The following is an 18,524-nucleotide window of genomic DNA, read 5'->3' as shown; positions in this document are numbered from 1 at the left end:
GATTGCACACCTCGATCGGGGTACTCGCGATACGTCCGGACGTACTACACCCTCCGAAGGTGGAGACCATGACCACTTCCCCCAGGCCGTCCATGGAGACGCACCCCGACATCGTCGACATGCGCCTTCGGCACGAGATGGCGGAGCGCGCCACGAGCACGCCCCAAGGCCAGGCCATCGAGACCATGGCACTGCTCACCGGTCTGTACCTCGCGGCGTCACCCTGGATCACGGGCTTCAACAACCTGTCCACCCTGGCGGTGACCAACCTGCTCACCGGCATCGCGTACGCGGTCCTGATGAGCGGCGGATTCGGCCGGGCCTTCGAACGCACCCACAGCATGGCGTGGGCGTCCTGTGCCCTCGGCGTGTGGGCGATCATCGCGCCGTGGGTGGTGGCCGGCAACGTCAGCACGACGAAGACGATCGTGAACAACGTCATCGTCGGCGCGCTGGCCCTGCTGCTGGCCCTGGCCGCCAGCGCGGCCGCCCGGACGGCGGAGTCGTCCGAGGCACGGCGCGGCATGTCGACGTCGTACGCGCCCGGTCGCGGCTGACGCCGCCTCCGCGCTCGGACGTGCGGCTCGCGGGACCACCGGGCAGGACCCGGTGGTCCCGCGAGTGCGTGCCGGGGGCCGTGTCAGGTGCCCCGCTGTTCCTCGCCGGGGCGGCGCAGGACCGTGAGCAGGTCGTCGTGGTCCGCCACGGCTTCCAGGGAGAGCGTGTGGTAGCCGGCCCGGTCGAACAGCACGGTGATGCGGTCCCCGTCCTCGCTGAGCACCGTGCCCTCGCCCCACTTCTCGTGCCGGACCTCGGTCCCGGTCGGGAACGACGCGGCGGTGGGGTGCGCGGGCCGCCGGTCGCCGCCCGCGCCGTGTTCGGCCTGGTCGGCGGCCCCTTCCTCGCAGGTGTCGCAGTTCCCGCACGGGGCGTCGTACGCCTCGCCGAAGTAGCCCAGGAGGAAGTGCCGCCGGCAGCCGGTCGTCTCGGCGAAGGACCGGGCCATGTCGACCCGCGACCGGTCGGTACGGCGGTGCGCCTCGGCCGCCTCTTCCGCCCGCTCCACCGCCGCCGCCGGTGACACGCCCTCGGCCGGGCGCACCGCTCCCCCTTCCGCGGTGGCGACGGCTCCGGCCTCCTCCAGGAGGTTGACCGCGGCGGTGACCCGGTTGCGGGACAGCCCCGTCTCCTTGCGCAGTTCCTCCGGGCCGGCGGGGTCCCCGCTGCGCCGGTGGACGGCTTCGGCCACCCGGGACAGGGTCGTGCGGCCCGGGGCCCGGTGCGCGAAGTACGTCTGCATCCCGGTGTCCCGCGCCCGGTAGTGCAGCACCGCGAGCGCGGGGTCTCCGTCCCGGCCGCAGCGGCCGACCTCCTGGTAGTAGGCGTCCAGGGAGCCGGGCAGCGAGGCGTGCAGGACGAACCGCACGTCCTCCTTGTCGATCCCCATGCCGAACGCCGAGGTCGCCACGACGACATCGGCCTCACCGGCGAGGAAGGCCCGGTGGACGCGGGCGCGTTCGGCGGCGCGCAGTCCGGCGTGGTAGGCCTCGGCGGCCAGTCCGAGTGAGGCGAGTTCGGCGGCGTACCGCTCGGTGTCCTTCCTGGTCGCCGCGTAGACGATGCCGGGCTTGGGCTCGGCGGCGGCCCGCTCGACCACGGCCTGCCGGCGCTCGTCCTCGTCGAGGAAGCGGCGGACCTCCAGCCGGATGTTCGGCCGGTCGAATCCGGTGACCATCAGCCGGGGCCGGCGCATGCCCAGGCGCTCGGTGATCTCGCGGCGCACGGGCGGGGCGGCGGTCGCGGTCAGGGCCAGCACGGGCGGTCTGCCCACCCGGTCTGCGGCCTGCTCCAGGCGCAGGTAGTCGGGGCGGAAGTCGTGGCCCCACGAGGAGACGCACTGGGCCTCGTCCACCACGAACAGGGCCGGACCCACCCCGGCCAGCGTGTCCACGACGTCGTCCCGGGCAAGCTGTTCCGGGGCCAGATAGACCAGGCGGGCCCGGCCGGACCGCACCTCCTCCCAGGCCGCCTCGGTCTCGGCCGCGCCCAGGTCCGAGTTGACCGCGACGGCGCCCGGGGCCTCGTCGCCCTCGGGAAGGCCCGCGATCTGGTCCCGCTGGAGCGCGAGCAGCGGTGACACCACGACGACCGGACCGGGCAGCAGCAGCGCCGGCACCTGGTAGACGGCCGACTTGCCGGAACCCGTCGGCATGACGACCAGGGTGTCGTGGCCCTGGAGCACCCACTCCATGGCCGCCAGCTGTTCCGGAAGGAGGTGCTCCCAGCCGAAGACGTCCGCCGCCGTACGGCGCAGACGCTCGGCCCGGGCCCCGCCTTCCGTTTCCGGCCCCGCGTTCCTCACCATGCGCATCGCTCCCTGACTGCCTCGGCCCACCGGGTACCCGACGGACCTGGGTGAACCACCTCGTCAGCGGTGAGCGGGGCCGTGCGCGTGGGGGACGGTGACGGTGCTCCGGGCACCGTCTCGGGCGGCCGGGGCCGCCGGCCCGGCCAGGGTGGTGCGTGCGTGCCGCACCGCCTCGGCGGGGGTCAGCCGCGCACCCCGCTCGAACGCCTCGGTGAAGGCGCGCGGGCCCAGGACCGCCCGCGCCGCGGCGGTGACGCGGTCGACGTCGCCGCGCTCGGCGGACGGCAGGGGCGCGCCCACACCGAGGCGCGCGGCGTCGGCGGCACCGAGGAGCAGGGCCGCGCAGGTGGCGCCGGACCGGTGTCCGCACCGGGCGGCCGCCCCGGCGAGCCCTTCCAGGGAGAGGGCGAGGGCGCGGGGCTCGTCCAGGGAGCGGGCGATCCGCAGACCGCGCAGGTGGTGCGCGGCGGACCGGGCGGCGTCGCCGCGGAGTTCGGCGAGGAAGCCGAGTTCGGCGTGCAGGAGGTGGTCACCGGCCGGGGAGGAGACGTCGGCGTGGGCGGCGCGGATGCGCAGCAGGTGCGCCTCGGCCGCGTCGATGTCGCCGGAGCGCCGCGCGCCGAGTGCCAGACCCATGTCGGCGTGGATCTCGCCGTACTTGTAGCCCTGTTCGACGGCGATCCGGCGGGCCTGCTCGTGCAGTTCGCGGGCGCGGTCGAAGTCCTGGGCGAGCAGCGCCAGGCGGCCGAGCCCGGACAGCCGCGCCGACACCTCGGCCTCCAGACGCAACTCCCCGGCGATCTGGAGCCCTTCGTGCTGGAGGCGGGCCGCCCGCGCGTACTCCCCCGTGATCTCGGCGAGCACGGCGAGGGGCGAGACGGTCTGCAACTCGCCCCAGCGGTCGCCCAGTTCCCGGAAGAGGGCACGGCTGCGCCGTCCGTCGCGGGCGACCGCGTCCAGATCACCGCGGACCAGGGCGAGCGCCGCCCGCAGCCCGAGCGCGGCGGCGATGCCCCACTGCTCGTCCACCGCCTCGAAACCGGCCAGGGCACGGGCGTTCAGGGCACGGCTGCCGTCGAGATCGCCCACGCCGAACCTGCCGTAGGCGTTCAGCCACAGCGCCCTGGCGCGGCGCGCGGGGTCGGATACGGACTCGGCGTCGGGGGTCGCCGTGCGCTCCCCGGTGAGCAGCACGAACGCGCTGTGCAGCAGGGCGAGTTCGGGATCGGGACCGTCGGCGGTGGCGGCGAGGACGGCGGCCAGACCACGGCGGGCCTCGGCGAGCCGGCCGCGCAGCAGCCACCACCAGGCCAGCGAGGTGACCAGCCGTACGGCCTCCGCACGCCGTCCGGCGGCGGCCCGGCGCACCGCCTCGTCCAGGGCGGCGCGCAGATTGCCCGCCTCGGCGTCCAGGCGGGCGAGCCGGTCCCGTTGCCGTGGTCCGCGCAGCCGCCGCTCCGCGCGTTCGGCGAGCGCGAGGTAGTGGCGCAGGTGCCGCTCGCGTACGGCGGTCTCCTCGGCCGTCTCGCGCAGCCGCTCCAGCGCGTAGGCGGCGACCGACTCCAGGAGGCGGTAGCGAGGGCCGGCCGGGCCTGCCGTGACGACGACGAGGGACTTCTCCACGAGCCGGGTGACGAGGTCGAGCACCGCGCCGCCGGGCACACCCTTCCCCGCGCACACCGCCTCCGCGGCGTCGAGGGCGCAGCCGTCGCTGTGCACGGCGAGACGGCTCAGCACGAGGCGTTCCGGCACGCTGAGCAGTTCCCAGCTCCAGTCGATCATCGCGCGCAGGGTCCGCTGCCGTGCCGGCGCGCCCCGCTGCCCGGCGGTGAGCACCCGGAACCGGTCGTCGAGACGCGCGGCCAACTCCCGTACGCCGAGCGCTCGTACGCGGGACGCGGCGAGTTCCAGGGCGAGCGGGATGCCGTCCAGACGCCGGCAGATCTCGGCAACGACGGCGCGGTCGGCTTCCTGGTCCTCTCCGGCGTCGTCGTCCTCGCCGGTGCCGTCGTCCTCGCCGGTGCCGAGCCGGAACCCGGGCGCGCAGGCGGCGGCCCGCTCGGTGAACAGGCGTACGGCGTCCGGGGTGGGCAGCGGCTCGACCAGGAACACCGTTTCACCGGCCAGGGCGAGCGGTTCCTGGCTGGTGGTGAGGACGCGCAGCCCGGGGGCGCTGTGCAGGAGCAGCGCGACCAGTTCGGCGGCCGACGCGACGACGTGCTCGCAGTTGTCCAGCACGAGCAGGGTACGGCGCTCGCGCAGGGCGGCGGCCAGCCGGTGCACGGGGGACGCGGTCGCGGTGCCGGTGGCGGGCGGGGCGGAGGGAGCGCCGTCACGGATGCCGAGGGTCGCGGCGACGATCCCGGCGAGGTCGTCGGGGGTGGCGCCGCGGACACCCGCGAACTCCACGAACCACACTCCGTCGGGTACGTCTTCGGACGCGAACCCCTGCGCGACGGCCACCGCGAGACGCGTCTTGCCGACGCCACCGGGTCCGGTCAGGGTGACCAGCCGCTGCCGCGCGAGGAGAGGGGCGAGGCCGGCGAGCGCCCGGTCGCGGCCGATGAGGGGGGTGAGGGGGTGGAGGAGGTTGGTGGGGGCGGGGGTGAGGGAGCCCTGGGGACCCGGCGCGGTGACCGGGGAACCGTGCGCGGTGTCCGCCGGACGCGTCGGCGGCACGGCGGCCCCGGCCGGAGCCACGGGGTCGGCGGCCAGCGACGGGTCCTGGCGGAGCATCGCCCGGTGCAGGGCGCTCAGGGCGGGACCGGGGCAGGCGCCCAGTTCGTCGGCGAGGCGGCTGCGGAGATCCTCGTACGACGCGAGGGCCTCGCCCTGGCGGCCCGCGCGGTACAGCGCCCGCATCTGCACCGCGCGCAGGCGCTCCCGCAGCGGATGCTCCGCCACGAGCGCCGCCAGTTCGCCGGCGAGGAGCAGGTGGTCCCCCGCCGCCAGCCGGGCCTCGGCCCGTTCCTCCAGCACGGCCAGCCGCTGCTCCGCCAGGCACTCCCGGGCCGCCCGGACGAACTCCTCGTCGGCGAAGTCGGCGTACGCCGGCCCCCGCCACAGCCCCACGGCGTCGGTGAGCAGTGCCGCCCGTGCCCGTGGGTCCACGGCGCGGCGCGCCTCGGCGACGAGCCGGCCGAACCGCTCGGTGTCCACGTCGTCGGCCGGGCCGAGGAGCAGCCGGTAGCCGGGCGGCTGCCGTATCAGCCGCTCGCGGCCCACCAGCCGGCGCAGTTGGGAGACCTTGGCCTGGAGCGCGCCCGCAGGATTGCCGGGAGGGTGGTCGCCCCACAGGTCGTGGACGAGCCGGTCGGTGGAGACGGGACCGCCGTCGTGCGCGAGCAGAGCCGCCAGCAGCGCCCGCACCTTGGTCTCGGGGACCCGGAGCGGTTCCCCCTCGTCGTCCCACACCGCGAGTGGTCCGAGCACCCCAAACCGCATGCGCACCACCGTACCCGGCGACGTGCGCGGCCCGGCTGTCCCGTCCGGCACCGCAACGTTCCCGAAGGATTTCCGAAGCACTCCCGAAGTGCCCGCCCGCACAGTTCCCCGAGACACGGATCCACGAGATACGGAGTGCCTCACCATGACCGCCTCCCCCGACACGGCCGCCCGGTCCGGTGGCGATTCCGGTGCCGCGCCGCCCGAGCGGCGGACCGGCGGGCGACTGCCGCTGCCGGCGCTGCTCGCCCTCGCCACCGCTGTGTTCCTCACCAGCCTCACCGAGACGCTCCCGGCGGGCCTGCTCCCCGGGATGAGTCACGACCTGCGGGTGAGCGAGTCCGCGACCGGGCAGACGGTCACGGTCTACGCGCTCGGCACGGCGCTCACCGCGCTCCCGCTGACGGCGGCCACCGCCGCCTGGCGGCGCAAGCGGCTGCTGCTCACCGCCGTGGCGGGCTTCGCCGTGGCCAACACGGTCACGGCCGTGTCGTCCGTCTACGGCCTGACGATGGCGGCCCGCTTCCTCGCCGGTGTCGCCGCGGGTCTGGCGTGGTCCCTGCTCGCCGGCTACGCGCGGCGCATGGTGGAGGTCCCTCTCCAGGGCCGGGCGATCGCCGTGGCCATGACGGGGATTCCGGTGGCGCTCTCCCTCGGTGTGCCTGCCGGGACCTTCCTCGGCCAGGCCCTCGGCTGGCGCGTGGCGTTCCTGGCGATGTCGGCGCTCACGGTGGTGCTGCTGCTGTGGATCACCTCTGTGGTGCCCGACCATCCGGGCCTGCCGCGCGGCGAACGCCCGCGGATGCTGCGGGCGCTGGGGGTTCCGGGCGTGCGCCCGGTGCTCTTCGTCACACTCGTCTTCGTGCTGGCCCACACGGTCCTGTACGCCTACGTCGCCACGTTCCTGGACGGTCTCGGGATGGGCGACGACACCGACCTGGTGCTGCTCGCGTTCGGCGTCGCCTCACTGCTGGGCGTCTGGGTCGTGGGGGCCCGGATCCAGTACCGGCTGCGCTCGTTGACCATCGCGGGCACCGTGCTGGTGGCGGTGGCCGCGGCCTGGCTCGGGGTGCTCGGCGACGGTGGCGCGCCGGTGTACGCCGCCGCCGCGCTGTGGGGGCTGGGCTGGGGCGGGCTGCCGACCTTGCTGCAGACCGCCGTCGGGGACGCGGGCGGCGACCGGGCCGACGCGGCGCAGGCGATGCTGGTCACGCTCTGGAACGTGGCCATGGCCGGCGGTGGCGTGCTCGGCGGCGTCCTGCTGGACGCGGCCGGCAGCGGCTCCTTGCCCTGGACCGTGCTGGTGCTCCTGCTGCCCGTGCTCGCCGTGGTCCTCGCCGCCCGCACCCACGGCTTCCCCTCCCGGCGGCGCACCACGTGACACGCGTACGCCGGTGACGGTCCGCCGCCCGACGTGCGGGGCTCCCCGGCCGGCCGGGGCCGGCCCGCGCTGCGCCGCGCCCTGAACGGCGCCCGCACCGAGGCCGGCCTCCAGCGGCAGCGCCGACCTCGCGCCCCCGCGCAACGCCCTTGGTGTGCGCGGCGGCTCAGGTCGCGTCGTCGGGTATGCCCAGGCCGGTCAGGGCGCCGACCGGGTCGAGGTCCGGGGTGCCGCGGGGCCACCAGTCGTCCTGGCCGGGGTCCGACTCGTAGGCGTACCACAGGCCGTCGCGCCCGAGGCGGAGCTGGACGTGGCCGCGTGGGTGGGTGAGGCGGTTGCGCCAGGGCCGGAACGCCGGCAGGTCGGCGGCGAGCAGCAGCGGGCGGGCCCGGTCGAAGCGTCCGGCCGGCGGGTCCCACGGCTCCTCCAGCGCGGCCAGCCCCGCCGCGCCGCCCTGCCGCCAGGCCGCTACGGCACGCGCGAGATCGGCCGGGGTGCGGTGGGCGGCGTCGGCGAGCGTGGCGTACAGCGTGCGGGTGGCCGCGGTCAGCCCGGATCCGGGCCGGGCCGCGGCGAGCCGTACCGCGTCCTGCCACAGGGTCAGCTCACCGACCGGGTCGCGTCCGGTGGCGAGCAGGGCGTGGGCGCGGGCGGCGGCGTCGGTCGCCAGCTGGTCCAGCGCGAAGGGGTCGGGTCCGCCGGGCGCCGACGGGTACACCGGGGGCTGCTCCGGGTGCGGGGGAACCGGCAACGGCGGGGGCGGTGGCGGCAGTTCGCGCGGAGCGAGGGCGTCGGCGGCACGGACGCCGGGCAGCGTCTGCGGCTGCCGTTCCCGGGCGGCGCGGGCCGCGCGGGCGGCACTGCGCCGGGACAGCGCGTCGAGCAGTTCCCTCTCCCCCCGGCCGCGCAGCAGGAGCAGCACGAACGGATCGGCGTCGAGCAGACGGGCCGTCTGGTAGCAGAGGGCCGCGGCGTGCTTGCAGGGGTGACCGGAGTCGGGGCAGCTGCACCGGGGGGCGAGGTCACCGGGGCCGGGCAGCAGGGGCACCCCGCAGTCGGCGAGCGAGTGGGGCAACTCCTTGTCGAGCAGCGCCGCGATGTGCCCCGGCCGGTCCGCCGCGGCGTCCAGGAACCTCTCCCAGTCCTCGTCCTCCAGCGTCCGCACCCGTACCTGCACGCGGTACGGCCGGGGCCGGCTTCCGCGCACGTACGCCAGCACGAGCCCCGGGGTGACGGTGATCGCGTCCACGTGCCCCTGGTCCGCGTACCCCCGCCCCCGCGCCAGCCGCCTGGCGTCCAGCGCGCCCTGCTCCAACGCCCCGACCCAGGCGTTGCCCCACCAGGTCCCGGCGAACGGCCCGGTGCCACCGGCGGTCTCACGCGGGGCGAACGCCGGGAACGTACGGCGGAGTTCGGTGTCACGGTGGGGAGCCGCCATGGTCGTCGGCAGCTGCGGGGCGGCCGGGCCGGGCGGGGTACCGGGGCCGGGGTGCGCGAAAGCCTCGGACGGTCCGGCCGGCGCCGAGGAGCCCCCGGCCGGGGTGACCCGGGCGGCCGGCGTCCAACGGGCGAACGGTCCGGCCGGGCCGGGGTGGGCGGGCGCGTGCCGCGAAGGGCCGGGGGTGGACGCCGGGGGTTCGGGCGTGTGCCCCGGGGACGCGGACACGTGCTCCGAAGACACTGGCGCAGACGCCGAAGACGCGGACGGGGGCGCCGGCGCGGATGGGGTCGAGGGTGTGGTCCGGGACACCTCCGCGGACGGGACGGAGTCCGAGGGCTCCGTCGGGAGGGCCGGGGTCCGCACGGCGGGGACCGGGGCGGCCGGACCGGACGCCGGGGGCGGCGGTGCCGGCGCCGAGGCCGACGGGGTCGGTCCGGCCGGCGTGGGCGAGGCGTGCTCTTCGGACTCCTCCGGCTCCTCGGGGGTTTCCGACCACGTCGGCATGCGGAAGGCGGTCGCCAAGTAGTGCCGCATGTCCTGGGCGGCCTTGGCCCTGGCGGCCGAGGGCCGCTGTCCCGGTGCGGGCGGGGTGCGCGGCGTCGCGGCAGCCGAACGCGCCGGCGCCTGCCGCTCGCTCCCGGGTTCCGCCGCCTGCTCGCGCGACGCCTCCCGCCGGGCCGCGCGCAGCGCCTCGCGGGCGACGTCACCGGGACGCCCGCCCGTGGCACCGGCCGGCCCAGCGCCGCCGCCCGCACCCGGCGCGCCCGCGGCACCGGAGTCAGCACCGGCAGCAGCCTCGTCCGTTCCGGGCCCGCGCCCCACTCCAGGCTCCGGGGCCTCCTGCTCGCCCTCCGCCACCGGGCCGGTGGCCGTTGGCGGTACGCCCCGGCCCCGCCGCGTGGCGACGGCCGCCCGCAGAGCCGCGCGCGCCACATCGCCGGGCCTGGCCCCCGGGGGGCCGGCAAGCCCGGCCGGCCCGTCAGCACCCGGCTCGCCCTCACCGTCGGACGACCCCGCCGCCCCCGCACCCTGCTCGGTCTCGCCCCGCGCGACGAGCGCCGCGCGGGGCACGTCGCCCGGCTCGCTGTCCTCGTCGGCCGGCAGCCCTCCGCCGGGCCTCGCCCCACCGCCGGAGAACCCCGCTCGCCCCTCATCCGCCGGCCCCGGTTCGCTCCTGTCCCCGCTTCCCGCGGGAAGCGTCGCCTCCTCGGCGCGGGCCCGTGGTGCCCCGGCCGGCTCGGCGGCCGTTTCCTCCGGGGTGTCCCGCGTCGGTCCCACCGTCCGCTCCCGCTCGGTCTCCGCTCGTTCGCGGGCCGCGCGGAGGGCCCGGCGGGCGGCGTCGCCGGGTCGGGGCGGGGGCGTCACGGGGTCCTCCGCAGGGAGACGAGGTCGGACAGCTCGCGGTCCGTCAGCTCCGTGAGGGCCGCCTCGCCGGAGCCGAGGATCGCATCGGCCAGGGCACGCTTGGACGCGAGCATCTCGGCGATGCGGTCCTCCACCGTGCCCTCGGTGACCAGGCGGTGGACCTGCACCGGCTGGGTCTGGCCGATGCGGTACGCGCGGTCGGTGGCCTGTTCCTCCACGGCCGGGTTCCACCAGCGGTCGAAGTGGATGACATGGCCCGCGCGGGTGAGGTTCAGGCCGGTGCCGGCCGCCTTCAGGGACAGCACCAGCACCGGTGTGCCGCCGTCCTGGAAGCGGTCGACCATGCGTTCGCGCTCCGGCACCGGCGTGCCGCCGTGCAGCAGGTCGACGGGGATCGCGCGGGCGGACAGATGGGCGGTGAGCAGGCGGGCCATGCCGACGTACTGGGTGAAGACGAGTGCCGAGCCGTCCTCGGCGAGCAGGGTGTCCAGCAGTTCGTCCAGGAGGGCGAGCTTGCCGGAGCGGGCGGCCAGACGGTCCGGTCGCGGGTCCTCCTTCAGGTAGAGCGCCGGGTGGTCGCAGATCTGCTTCAGGGCACCGAGGAGCTTGAGTACCAGGCCCCGGCGGGCCATGCCCTGCGCCGTCTCGATGGCCAGCATCGACTCGCGCACCACCGCCTCGTACAGCGCGGCCTGTTCCCTGGTGAGCGGCACCGGGTGGTCGGTCTCCGTCTTGGGCGGCAGCTCGGGCACGATGCCGGGGTCGGACTTCTTGCGGCGCAGCAGGAAGGGGCGGACCAGCCGGGCGAGGCGCTGCACCGCTTCCCCGTCCTCGCCGTTCTCCACCGCCCGCGCGTGCCGGGCGCGGAAGGACTTCAGCGGGCCGAGCAGCCCGGGGGTGGTCCAGTCGAGCAGGGCCCACAGTTCGGAGAGGTTGTTCTCCACGGGGGTGCCGGTCAGCGCCACGCGCGCGGGGGACGGAATCGTGCGCAGTGCCTTGGCAGTGGCGGAGTAGGGGTTCTTCACGTGCTGGGCCTCGTCGGCGACGACCATGCCCCAGGACTGTTCGGCCAGGTGGGCCGCGGTGGACCGCATGGTGCCGTAGGTGGTGAGGACGAAGCCGCCGTCCACGCCGTCCAGGGTGCGTTCGGGGCCGTGGAAGCGGCGGACGGGGACGCCGGGCGCGAAGCGGGTGATCTCCCGCTGCCAGTTGCCGAGGAGACTGGCCGGGCAGACCACGAGGGTCGGCTCGGTGCGGGCCCGCTTGAGGTGCAGGGCGATGAGGGTGACGGTCTTGCCGAGGCCCATGTCGTCGGCGAGGCAGCCGCCGAGGCCGAGGGAGGTCATCAGGTCGAGCCAGGCCAGGCCGCGCAGCTGGTAGTCGCGGAGGGTGGCGTGCAGGCCGGGGGGCGGGTCGGCGGGGCGCAGGCCGGCGGTGAGGCGGTCGCGCAGGGTGGCCAGCGCGCCGGCGGGGACGGCCTCGACGGTCTCTCCGTCGACCTCGGCGGTGCCGGTGAGGGCGACGGCGAGCGCGTCGACCGGGTCCAGCAGGCCCAGTTCGCGTGCGCGGGCCTTGCGGACCAGCGCGGGGTCGACCAGCACCCAGCGGTCCCGGAGCCGTACGACCGGGCGGTGGGCCTCGGCCAGGGCGTCCATCTCGGCCTCGCCGAGCGGGTCGCCGCCGAGGGCCAGCTGCCAGCGGAACCGGAGCAGGTCCTCGCTCTCGAAGAAGCCGGTGCCGTCGGTCGCCGAGCCGGGCGCCGGACGGACCACGGCGGTGGCGGTCAGGTCGCGGGCCAGGTCCCGGGGCCAGTGCACGGCGACGCCGGCGGCGGCGAGGCGGGAGGCGGCCACCCCGAGCAGTTCGCCCAGCTCCTCCTCGGACAGCGCGAGGACGTCGGGGACGTCCTGCTCGGCGAGGCGGTCCAGGGGCGGCCACACGCGGGCGGCGCGCCGCACGGCGAGGGCGGCGTCGACGCGCGCGCGGGGCCCGAACGCCGCGTCGGCCTCGCCCGCCCACAGGGCCGCGGCGTCGGCCACCAGCGTGGGGTCGGCGAGGCTGTGCACCTGGACGACGGCCGCTCCGGCGGCGCGGGCGCCCTCGTCGGCGGCGGCGTCGAAGACGTCGTACGCGGACAGGTCCAGGCGGAGCGAGATCCGGACGCCCGCGTCCATCCCGGCGGCGACCTCGGCCGCCCACTCGTGCGCCGCGGGCAGGGCCTGGGGCTCGCGGGCGGCGAAGGGCCGGCCGGCCGTGCACGGGGCCGCCGGCGTGCGCGGCAGGGAGTCGGCGACCGCGTCCAGGAAGGAGCGGATCAGGGCCTCGGGTTCGGGCAGCCGGAGCGCGCCCGGGCCGGGGAGGGGGACGGCATGGCCCTCGGGGGGCAGAGCAGCGGCGATGGCCCGCAGATGGGCGATGTCGCCGGGTTCCAGCGGGCCGGCCCGCCAGGCGTCGTGGCCGGCCGGGGTCAGGCCCGGCAGCAGCCGGCCGCGGGCGACGAGCCGCAGCGCGTGCAGGGTGGCGGCGCTCCAGCATGCGGTGGCCGGGTGGGCGGCCGGGTCGCGCCGGGCGCCGGCCAGCAGCGGCAGTGCCTCGGCGAGGGGCAGGATCAGGGCGGGCACCTGCCGGCGGCGCACCCCGGCGCCGTGCCGTCGTACGACCGTCAGCTCCTCCAGGTCGCCGCCGCCCGCGGTGGGCAGCGGGTCGCCGGCGGGGTCCCAGAAGGCCAGGCGGCCCTGGCGCGGCAGGGGCGCGGGCAGGTAGACGGACGCGAGGCGCACCGGGACCGGGTGCCCGGTCCCCGTCTCCCGGAGTCCCGCCGTGCGCTCGGCCACCGCAGCCGTGCCGCTCATACGTCCTGCCACCTCCCGCCCGTGTGTCGGATCAGACGTCTCCGACTCTACGGGCGGGGTCTGACAATCGGCTCCGGAGGCGGGCGCCGGCCGTCGTCACGGGACCGTGCGGGAGACCACGAACACCATCGGATACTGCGGGTCGGACAGGTTGACGACCACGTCCTGGGTCGGCGCCGGGTTCTTCTGCTCGTGGGTCAGGCCCCACCAGGGGCCGGTGCCGCCGAAGGTCCAGCCGCTGACCTTCCGGTCGCGTTCCCCGACGGCGATGTCGCCCTTCCTGAGCTGGTCCCGGCGCACGCCCATGGCCTGGAGGAAGCTGTCCAGGCCGGCGGGGTTGGTGCGGAACTGCACGTAGAGGCGGCTGGTCTTCCAGTTGTTCGTCTCGTAGTAGGCGATGTCGTCGGCGGGGTGCGGGACGCTCACCTGGTAGAGACGGCGCTGCACCTTCGACGGCCACCCCGGGGTGAGCCCGGTCGCCGAGTACTTCGCCTCCTTGTCCTTGCCGCTGTCGCGGCTCTGGTTCGCGGAGATCACCAGGTAGCCGGCCGGGACGCCGATCAGCAGCACGATGATCAGCAGGGTGAGCGCCCGCCGTCTGGCCTTGTGCCGCGGGTCCTCGGCGGGCCGCTGCGGCTCGTCCGGCGGGCCGCCCTGGTGGGGCAGCGACGGTGTCATGCGGTGTCCTGGTCGCGGCGGGTCTGGGCGTACCGCTCGTAGCGCTCGTACCGCTCCACCCGGCGCCGCTTCGCCCTGCGGAACCGGCGGGCGACCAGCCGGGCCAGGTCGGCGGCGCCCACCATGCCCGCCTCGGGGCCGAGCTGGGCGCGGGTGATGCGGGCCTCGGGGCGGTAGCCGCGTCCCGTGAGGTGCCGCTTGAAGGCGTCCCGGGCCGGGCCGATGAGCAGGTCGTCGGCGGCCGAGACGCCACCGCCGATCACGAAGCAGGAGGGGTCGAGGGCGGCGGCGAGGTTGGCGATGCCGACGCCGAGCCACTGGCCGATGTCCTGGAGCAGCTCCACGCACATCGCGTCGCCCTCGCGGGCCAGCTCGGTGATCATCGGGCCGGTGATGTCGCCGATGTTGCCCTTGACGTGCTCGATGATGCCGTAGGCGACCGGTGAGTCGGCGGCGGCCAGCTCGCGCGCCTCCCGGACCAGCGCGTTGCCGGAGCTGTACTGCTCCCAGCAGCCGCGGTTGCCGCACGGGCAGCGGTGTCCGCCGGGAACGACCTGCATGTGACCGAACTCGCCGGCGACGCCGAACTTGCCGCGCTTGACCTGGCCGTCCTCCAGGATGGCGCCGCCGATGCCGGTGCCGAGCGTGATCATCACCAGGTGGTCCTCGCCGCGGCCGGCGCCGAAGCGCCACTCCGCCCAGGCGGCGGTGTTGGCGTCGTTGTCCACGAGGACCGGGACGGACAGGCGGCTGGCGAGGCGGTCGCGCAGCGGTTCGTTGCGCCAGGACAGGTGGGGGGCGAACAGGACGCGGTTGCGGTCGGCGTCGACCCAGCCGGCGGCGCCGATGCCGACCGCGTGCACGTCGTGCCGGTCGGACAGGTCCAGCACCAGTTCGACGATGGTGTCCTCGACGACCTTGGGACTCTTGGACTTGTCCGGGGTCTCCGTGCGGAGCTTCTCCAGGATGTTGCCGTCGGCGTCCACGACACCCGCCATGACCTTGGTGCCGCCGATGTCGATGCCGACGGTGGGGACACGGGGTGCGGTCAGATGTGACCGGCGCTCTCGTGTTCCCACGGTGCGCAGGACCGGGGCTCGGCGGGAACCGATGGGGGCGGTGAGGTCGCGGTAGGTGCTCATCGGGCTCGATTGTGCCGCACGCTCACGCCGGGTGCTGCGCGGGGCAGGGGGAGGTGTGCGTGCCGGACGCGGGGTGCGGGCGCGTCACGGTGTCCCGCGCCACGCGGGGCCGCACGACGGCACGGCCCCGCGTCCCTCACCCCCGCCGCAGTTCGTGGCGCAGGGCGTCCAGGTCGGATCCTCCCGCCATCTGCCGGGTCAGCTCGTCCAGCGTGATGTCGTCCCGTGTGTAATGGCCCACCATCGTGCCCCTCCGCAGAAGCACGAACCTGTCCCCCACCAGGTACGCGTGGTGCGGGTTGTGGGTGATCAGAACAACGCCCAGGCCCTCGTCCCGTGCCGCCGCCACGTATTTGAGGACCACACCGGACTGCTTGACCCCCAGTGCCGCCGTGGGCTCGTCCAGCACCAGGACCTTCGCACCGAAGTGGACCGCCCTGGCGATGGCGACGCACTGGCGCTCGCCGCCCGACAGCGTGCCGATGGGCTGGTCGACGTCCCGGAGGTCGATGCCCATGCGGAGCAGCGCCTCGCGGGTGGTGCGGCGCATGAGGTCGGTGTCCAGGCGCTTGAAGGGGCCGGCGCCCTTGCGGGGCTCGGAGCCGAGGAAGAAGTTGCGCCAGACCGGCATGAGGGGGACGACGGCCAGGTCCTGGTAGACCGTGGCGATGCCCCGGTCCAGGGCCTCGCGCGGGGAGGAGAGGGTCGTCTCCTCGCCCTCGACACGCAGGGTGCCGCCGTCGTGCCGGTGCAGGCCCGCGACGATCTTGATCAGGGTGGACTTGCCCGCGCCGTTGTCGCCGAGGACGCAGGTGATCTCACCGGCGTGGACCTCCAGCGAGACCCCTTCGAGGGCGCGCACCGTGCCGTAGCGCTTGCTGACGTCGGTCAGCTCGACGAGTGTCACTTGGTGGCCTCCGCGCGCTTGCGGACCCAGGCGTTGAGCAGGGTCGCGAGGAGCAGCATCGCTCCGAGGAAGAACTTGAACCAGTCGGGGTTCCACTCGGCGAAGACGATGCCCTTGCTGGTCATGCCGAACAGGAGCGCGCCGACGGCCGAGCCGACCGCGCTGCCGTGGCCGCCGGTGATCAGGCAGCCGCCGATGACGGCCGCGATGATGTAGATCAGTTCGTTGCCGACGCCTTCGCCGGACTGGACGGCGTCGAAGGAGAACAGCAGGTGCTGGCCGGAGATCCAGGCGCCGAACGCGACGCCCATGTAGAGGCCGATCTTGGTCCGGGCGACCGGGACGCCGACCGCGCGGGCCGCGTCCTCGTTGCCGCCGACGGCGAAGATCCAGTTGCCGGTGCGGGTGCGCAGCAGGATCCAGGAGGCGAGGGCGACCAGCCCCAGCCACCACAGGATGGTGACCTTGATGTCGACCCCGCCGACGCCGATGGTCGAGGCGAAGACGGCGTGGGCGCTGGAGAAGCCCTCCATGTCGGCGATGGTCTTGGTGGAGACGGTGCCGTCGATCAGCTTGGTGAAGCCGAGGTTCATGCCGGTCAGCATCAGGAAGGTGCCCAGCGTGATGATGAAGCCGGGCAGCCTGGTGCGGGTGAGCATGAAGCCGTTGAAGGCACCGATGGCCAGCGTGACCAGCAGGGACACCCCCACGCCGACCCAGGTGTTCGCCGTCATCTGGTAGCTGGACATCGAGGAGACCAGCGCCGACGACGTCACCAGGACGCCCGCCGAGAGGTCGAACTCGCCGCCGATCATCAGCAGCGCCACCGGTACGGCCATGATCCCGATGGTCGAGGAGGCGTACAGGACCGTGCTGAGGCTGGTGGCGCGCAGGAAGCCGTCGGCGGCGAACGCGAAGAAGACGAAGACGGCGAGGGCGCCGACGACCGAGCCCAGTTCCGGGCGGGTCAGCAGCGTCCGCAGCGGGGAGCCGCGCAGAAGTCTCTCGTCGAGCGGCTTGTCGTCCGTGACCGCGCTCATCGGGTGCCCCGCTCGGTGTACTCCGCGAGGGCGGACGCCTGGTCCTTGGTGATGATCTGGGGGCCGGTCAGCACCGGCCGGCCGCCGCCGAGGACGTCGCCGTTGTACTTGTACAGCCACAGCAGGTCGACGGCCTGGTAGCCCTGGAGGTACGGCTGCTGGTCCACGGCGAAGCCGAGGGTGCCGTTCTTCAGCGACGCCGCCACCTTGGCGTTGAGGTCGAAGGTGTCGATCTCGGCCTTGCTGCCCGCGTCCGTGCGCGCCTTCACGGCGGTGTCGGCGTACGGCGCGCCGAGGGTGACGACGGAGTCGATGGACTTGTCGGCCTGGAGCTTGGCCTCGACGGCGGACTGCACGTCGGGCATGTTGGTGCCGTTGACGTAGAGCTTGCGCAGCGTGCCGCGGAAGGTCTTGGCCACGCCGTCGCAGCGCTGCTCGTGGCCGACGTTGCCCTGCTCGTGCAGCACGCACAGGGCCTTCTTCCTCCCGCGCTTGTTCAGCTCCTCGCCGACGGCCTCGCCGGCGACGGTCTCGTCCTGGCCGATGTGGGTGAGGGCGCCGAAGGCCTTGGACTCCTCCGAGCCGGAGTTCACGGTGATCACCGGGATGCCGGCCTTCTCGGCACGGGCCACGGCCGCCTTCATGGCGTCCGGCTTGGCGAGCGTGACGATGATGCCGTCGACCTTCTTGTCCACGGCCGCGTCCACCAGCTGGGCCTGCTGCTGGGCCTCGTCGTCGTGCGAGTACAGGAAGTTGATGTTGTCCTTGACGGCGGCCTGCTTGGCGCCGCTCTGCACGATGTCCCAGAAGGTGTCGCCATCACCCGAGTGGGTGATCATCGCGAAGGTCCAGCGCGGAGTGTCCACCGCTGCCCTGCCCCGGGCGGCGGCGGCCTTGCGGGCGTCCTCCGCCCGTTTGCCGCCGGTGCTGCTGCATGCCGCCAGGGACACGGAGAGTGCCCCCGCCAGCGCTATGCCTACCCAGGTCCGAAACCGTGCCACGAGGCCGTGCCCTTCTTGCCGTGTTCGTACAGACGCAAGGGGCCGTCGATCGCGTCAGCGGCCCCAAACGCTCCAGTATCGAACACGGGGAACACCCGTGACATGACCGGGGAGCCCCCACGGGTCACCTTGTCCGGACATTGCGACGAAGGCGGCCGGTCGTTCAGGGGCGTACGAGGAGCTGGAACTCGAAGGAGTAGCGGTTCGGGCGGTAGGTGTGGTCGCCGAACTCCACCGCGCGGCCGGTGTCGTCGAAGGTGGTGCGCTGCATGGTGAGCAGCGGGGCCCCCTCGGCCTCGCCGAGCCGCTCGGCCTCGGTGGCCGTCGCACCCCGGGCGCCGATGGACTGGCGGGCGCTGTGCAGGGTGATCCCGGCGGCGCGCATCAGCCGGTACAGACCGGTGGCCTCCAGCTGGTCCGTGTCCAGGTCGAGCAGGCCGGGCGGCAGGTGGTTGATCAGGTACGCCATCGGCTCGCCGTGCGCGAGGCGCAGCCGCTCGATGCGGTGCACGTCACCGCCCTCCGCAACGCCGAGCGCGGCGGCGACCGCGGCGGAGGCCGGGACGACCGTGTTGACCAGCACCTTCGTCGCGGGGCGCTGACCGGCCGCCTCCAGGTCGTCGTAGAGGCTGCTCAGTTCCAGCGGGCGCTTGACCTGGCTGTGCACGACCTGGGTGCCCACGCCCCGGCGCCGCACGAGCAGCCCCTTGTCGACCAGGGACTGGATGGCCTGGCGGACGGTCGGCCGGGACAGCCCGAGCCGCGCGGCCAGCTCGATCTCGTTGCCCAGCAGGCTGCCCGGGGTGAGGCTGCCGTGCTCGATGGCCGCCTCCAGCTGCTGGGAGAGCTGGAAGTACAGCGGCACCGGGGAGCTACGGTCCACGCGGAGGTCGAGCGACACGGTC

At 75.0% G+C, this 18,524-nt stretch carries 12 protein-coding genes; 2 read left to right on the top strand and 10 right to left on the bottom strand.

Annotated features, from left to right (window positions below; genetic code table 11):
* Window positions 1–68 precede the first annotated feature (68 nt).
* Complete coding sequence (locus AB0946_RS29685) at window positions 69–557, top strand: SPW repeat protein (protein WP_366763738.1); 489 nt, start codon at window positions 69–71, stop codon at window positions 555–557.
* A gap of 83 nt (window positions 558–640) precedes the next feature.
* Here AB0946_RS29685 and AB0946_RS29680 read toward each other — a convergent pair whose 3' ends face one another.
* Together AB0946_RS29680 and AB0946_RS29675 are read right to left on the bottom strand one after the other, a co-directional pair.
* Complete coding sequence (locus AB0946_RS29680; RefSeq protein WP_366763737.1) at window positions 641–2,365, bottom strand: RecQ family ATP-dependent DNA helicase; 1,725 nt, start codon at window positions 2,363–2,365, stop codon at window positions 641–643.
* A 63-nt stretch (window positions 2,366–2,428) separates the two neighbouring features.
* Window positions 2,429–5,812 (bottom strand): BTAD domain-containing putative transcriptional regulator, encoded by a 3,384-nt coding sequence (locus tag AB0946_RS29675; RefSeq protein ID WP_366763736.1) that lies wholly within the window; start codon window positions 5,810–5,812, stop codon window positions 2,429–2,431.
* A gap of 145 nt (window positions 5,813–5,957) precedes the next feature.
* Here AB0946_RS29675 and AB0946_RS29670 point away from each other — a divergent pair, with 145 nt between their 5' ends.
* Window positions 5,958–7,193 carry an MFS transporter gene (locus tag AB0946_RS29670; protein ID WP_366763735.1) on the top strand — a complete coding sequence of 412 codons (1,236 nt, stop codon included), beginning with the start codon at window positions 5,958–5,960 and terminating at the stop codon, window positions 7,191–7,193.
* Window positions 7,194–7,359: 166 nt separating this feature from the next.
* Here AB0946_RS29670 and AB0946_RS29665 read toward each other — a convergent pair whose 3' ends face one another.
* From AB0946_RS29665 to AB0946_RS29630, 8 genes are all read right to left on the bottom strand, one after another.
* Entirely contained in the window at window positions 7,360–9,138 is a 1,779-nt protein-coding gene (locus tag AB0946_RS29665; RefSeq protein ID WP_366763831.1) for an SWIM zinc finger family protein, read from the bottom strand.
* 857 nt (window positions 9,139–9,995) lie between these two features.
* On the bottom strand, window positions 9,996–12,851 hold the full coding sequence (locus AB0946_RS29660; protein WP_366763734.1) for a DEAD/DEAH box helicase: 2,856 nt from the start codon (window positions 12,849–12,851) through the stop codon (window positions 9,996–9,998).
* Window positions 12,852–12,947: 96 nt separating this feature from the next.
* Complete coding sequence (locus tag AB0946_RS29655) at window positions 12,948–13,529, bottom strand: sugar kinase (protein ID WP_366763733.1); 582 nt, start codon at window positions 13,527–13,529, stop codon at window positions 12,948–12,950.
* Window positions 13,526–14,671, bottom strand: a complete 1,146-nt coding sequence (locus AB0946_RS29650; protein ID WP_171151491.1) for an ROK family glucokinase — start codon at window positions 14,669–14,671, stop codon at window positions 13,526–13,528. Before AB0946_RS29650 ends, AB0946_RS29655 begins: the two co-directional genes overlap by 4 nt.
* Before the next feature lie 136 nt (window positions 14,672–14,807).
* Window positions 14,808–15,578 carry an ATP-binding cassette domain-containing protein gene (locus AB0946_RS29645; protein ID WP_366763732.1) on the bottom strand — a complete coding sequence of 257 codons (771 nt, stop codon included), beginning with the start codon at window positions 15,576–15,578 and terminating at the stop codon, window positions 14,808–14,810.
* Window positions 15,575–16,618: an ABC transporter permease gene (locus AB0946_RS29640; protein ID WP_366763731.1), complete on the bottom strand. Its 1,044-nt coding sequence runs from the start codon at window positions 16,616–16,618 to the stop codon at window positions 15,575–15,577. Before AB0946_RS29640 ends, AB0946_RS29645 begins: the two co-directional genes overlap by 4 nt.
* Window positions 16,615–17,619 carry a sugar ABC transporter substrate-binding protein gene (locus AB0946_RS29635; RefSeq protein WP_366763730.1) on the bottom strand — a complete coding sequence of 335 codons (1,005 nt, stop codon included), beginning with the start codon at window positions 17,617–17,619 and terminating at the stop codon, window positions 16,615–16,617. Before AB0946_RS29635 ends, AB0946_RS29640 begins: the two co-directional genes overlap by 4 nt.
* A gap of 163 nt (window positions 17,620–17,782) precedes the next feature.
* On the bottom strand, window positions 17,783–18,520 hold the full coding sequence (locus AB0946_RS29630) for a GntR family transcriptional regulator (RefSeq protein ID WP_366763830.1): 738 nt from the start codon (window positions 18,518–18,520) through the stop codon (window positions 17,783–17,785).
* Window positions 18,521–18,524 lie beyond the last annotated feature (4 nt).

It is taken from the genome of Streptomyces sp. NPDC046870 (genome assembly GCF_040704595.1).
GTDB lineage: Bacteria > Actinomycetota > Actinomycetes > Streptomycetales > Streptomycetaceae > Streptomyces > Streptomyces argyrophylli.
Note: the sequence above shows the minus strand (reverse complement) of the source record. Positions and strands in the feature narration are given on the sequence as shown.

Excerpts from the sequence above, each read along its gene's own strand:
- AB0946_RS29670 (WP_366763735.1), top strand. The coding sequence starts at position 5,958 with ATGACCGCCTCCCCCGACACGGCCGCCCGGTCCGGTGGCGATTCCGGT.
- AB0946_RS29660 (WP_366763734.1), bottom strand. The coding sequence starts at position 12,851 with ATGAGCGGCACGGCTGCGGTGGCCGAGCGCACGGCGGGACTCCGGGAG.
- AB0946_RS29665 (WP_366763831.1), bottom strand. The coding sequence starts at position 9,138 with ATGCCGACGTGGTCGGAAACCCCCGAGGAGCCGGAGGAGTCCGAAGAG.
- AB0946_RS29650 (WP_171151491.1), bottom strand. The coding sequence starts at position 14,671 with ATGAGCACCTACCGCGACCTCACCGCCCCCATCGGTTCCCGCCGAGCC.
- AB0946_RS29685 (WP_366763738.1), top strand. The coding sequence starts at position 69 with ATGACCACTTCCCCCAGGCCGTCCATGGAGACGCACCCCGACATCGTC.
- AB0946_RS29675 (WP_366763736.1), bottom strand. The coding sequence starts at position 5,812 with ATGCGGTTTGGGGTGCTCGGACCACTCGCGGTGTGGGACGACGAGGGG.
- AB0946_RS29640 (WP_366763731.1), bottom strand. The coding sequence starts at position 16,618 with ATGAGCGCGGTCACGGACGACAAGCCGCTCGACGAGAGACTTCTGCGC.
- AB0946_RS29655 (WP_366763733.1), bottom strand. The coding sequence starts at position 13,529 with ATGACACCGTCGCTGCCCCACCAGGGCGGCCCGCCGGACGAGCCGCAG.
- AB0946_RS29680 (WP_366763737.1), bottom strand. The coding sequence starts at position 2,365 with ATGGTGAGGAACGCGGGGCCGGAAACGGAAGGCGGGGCCCGGGCCGAG.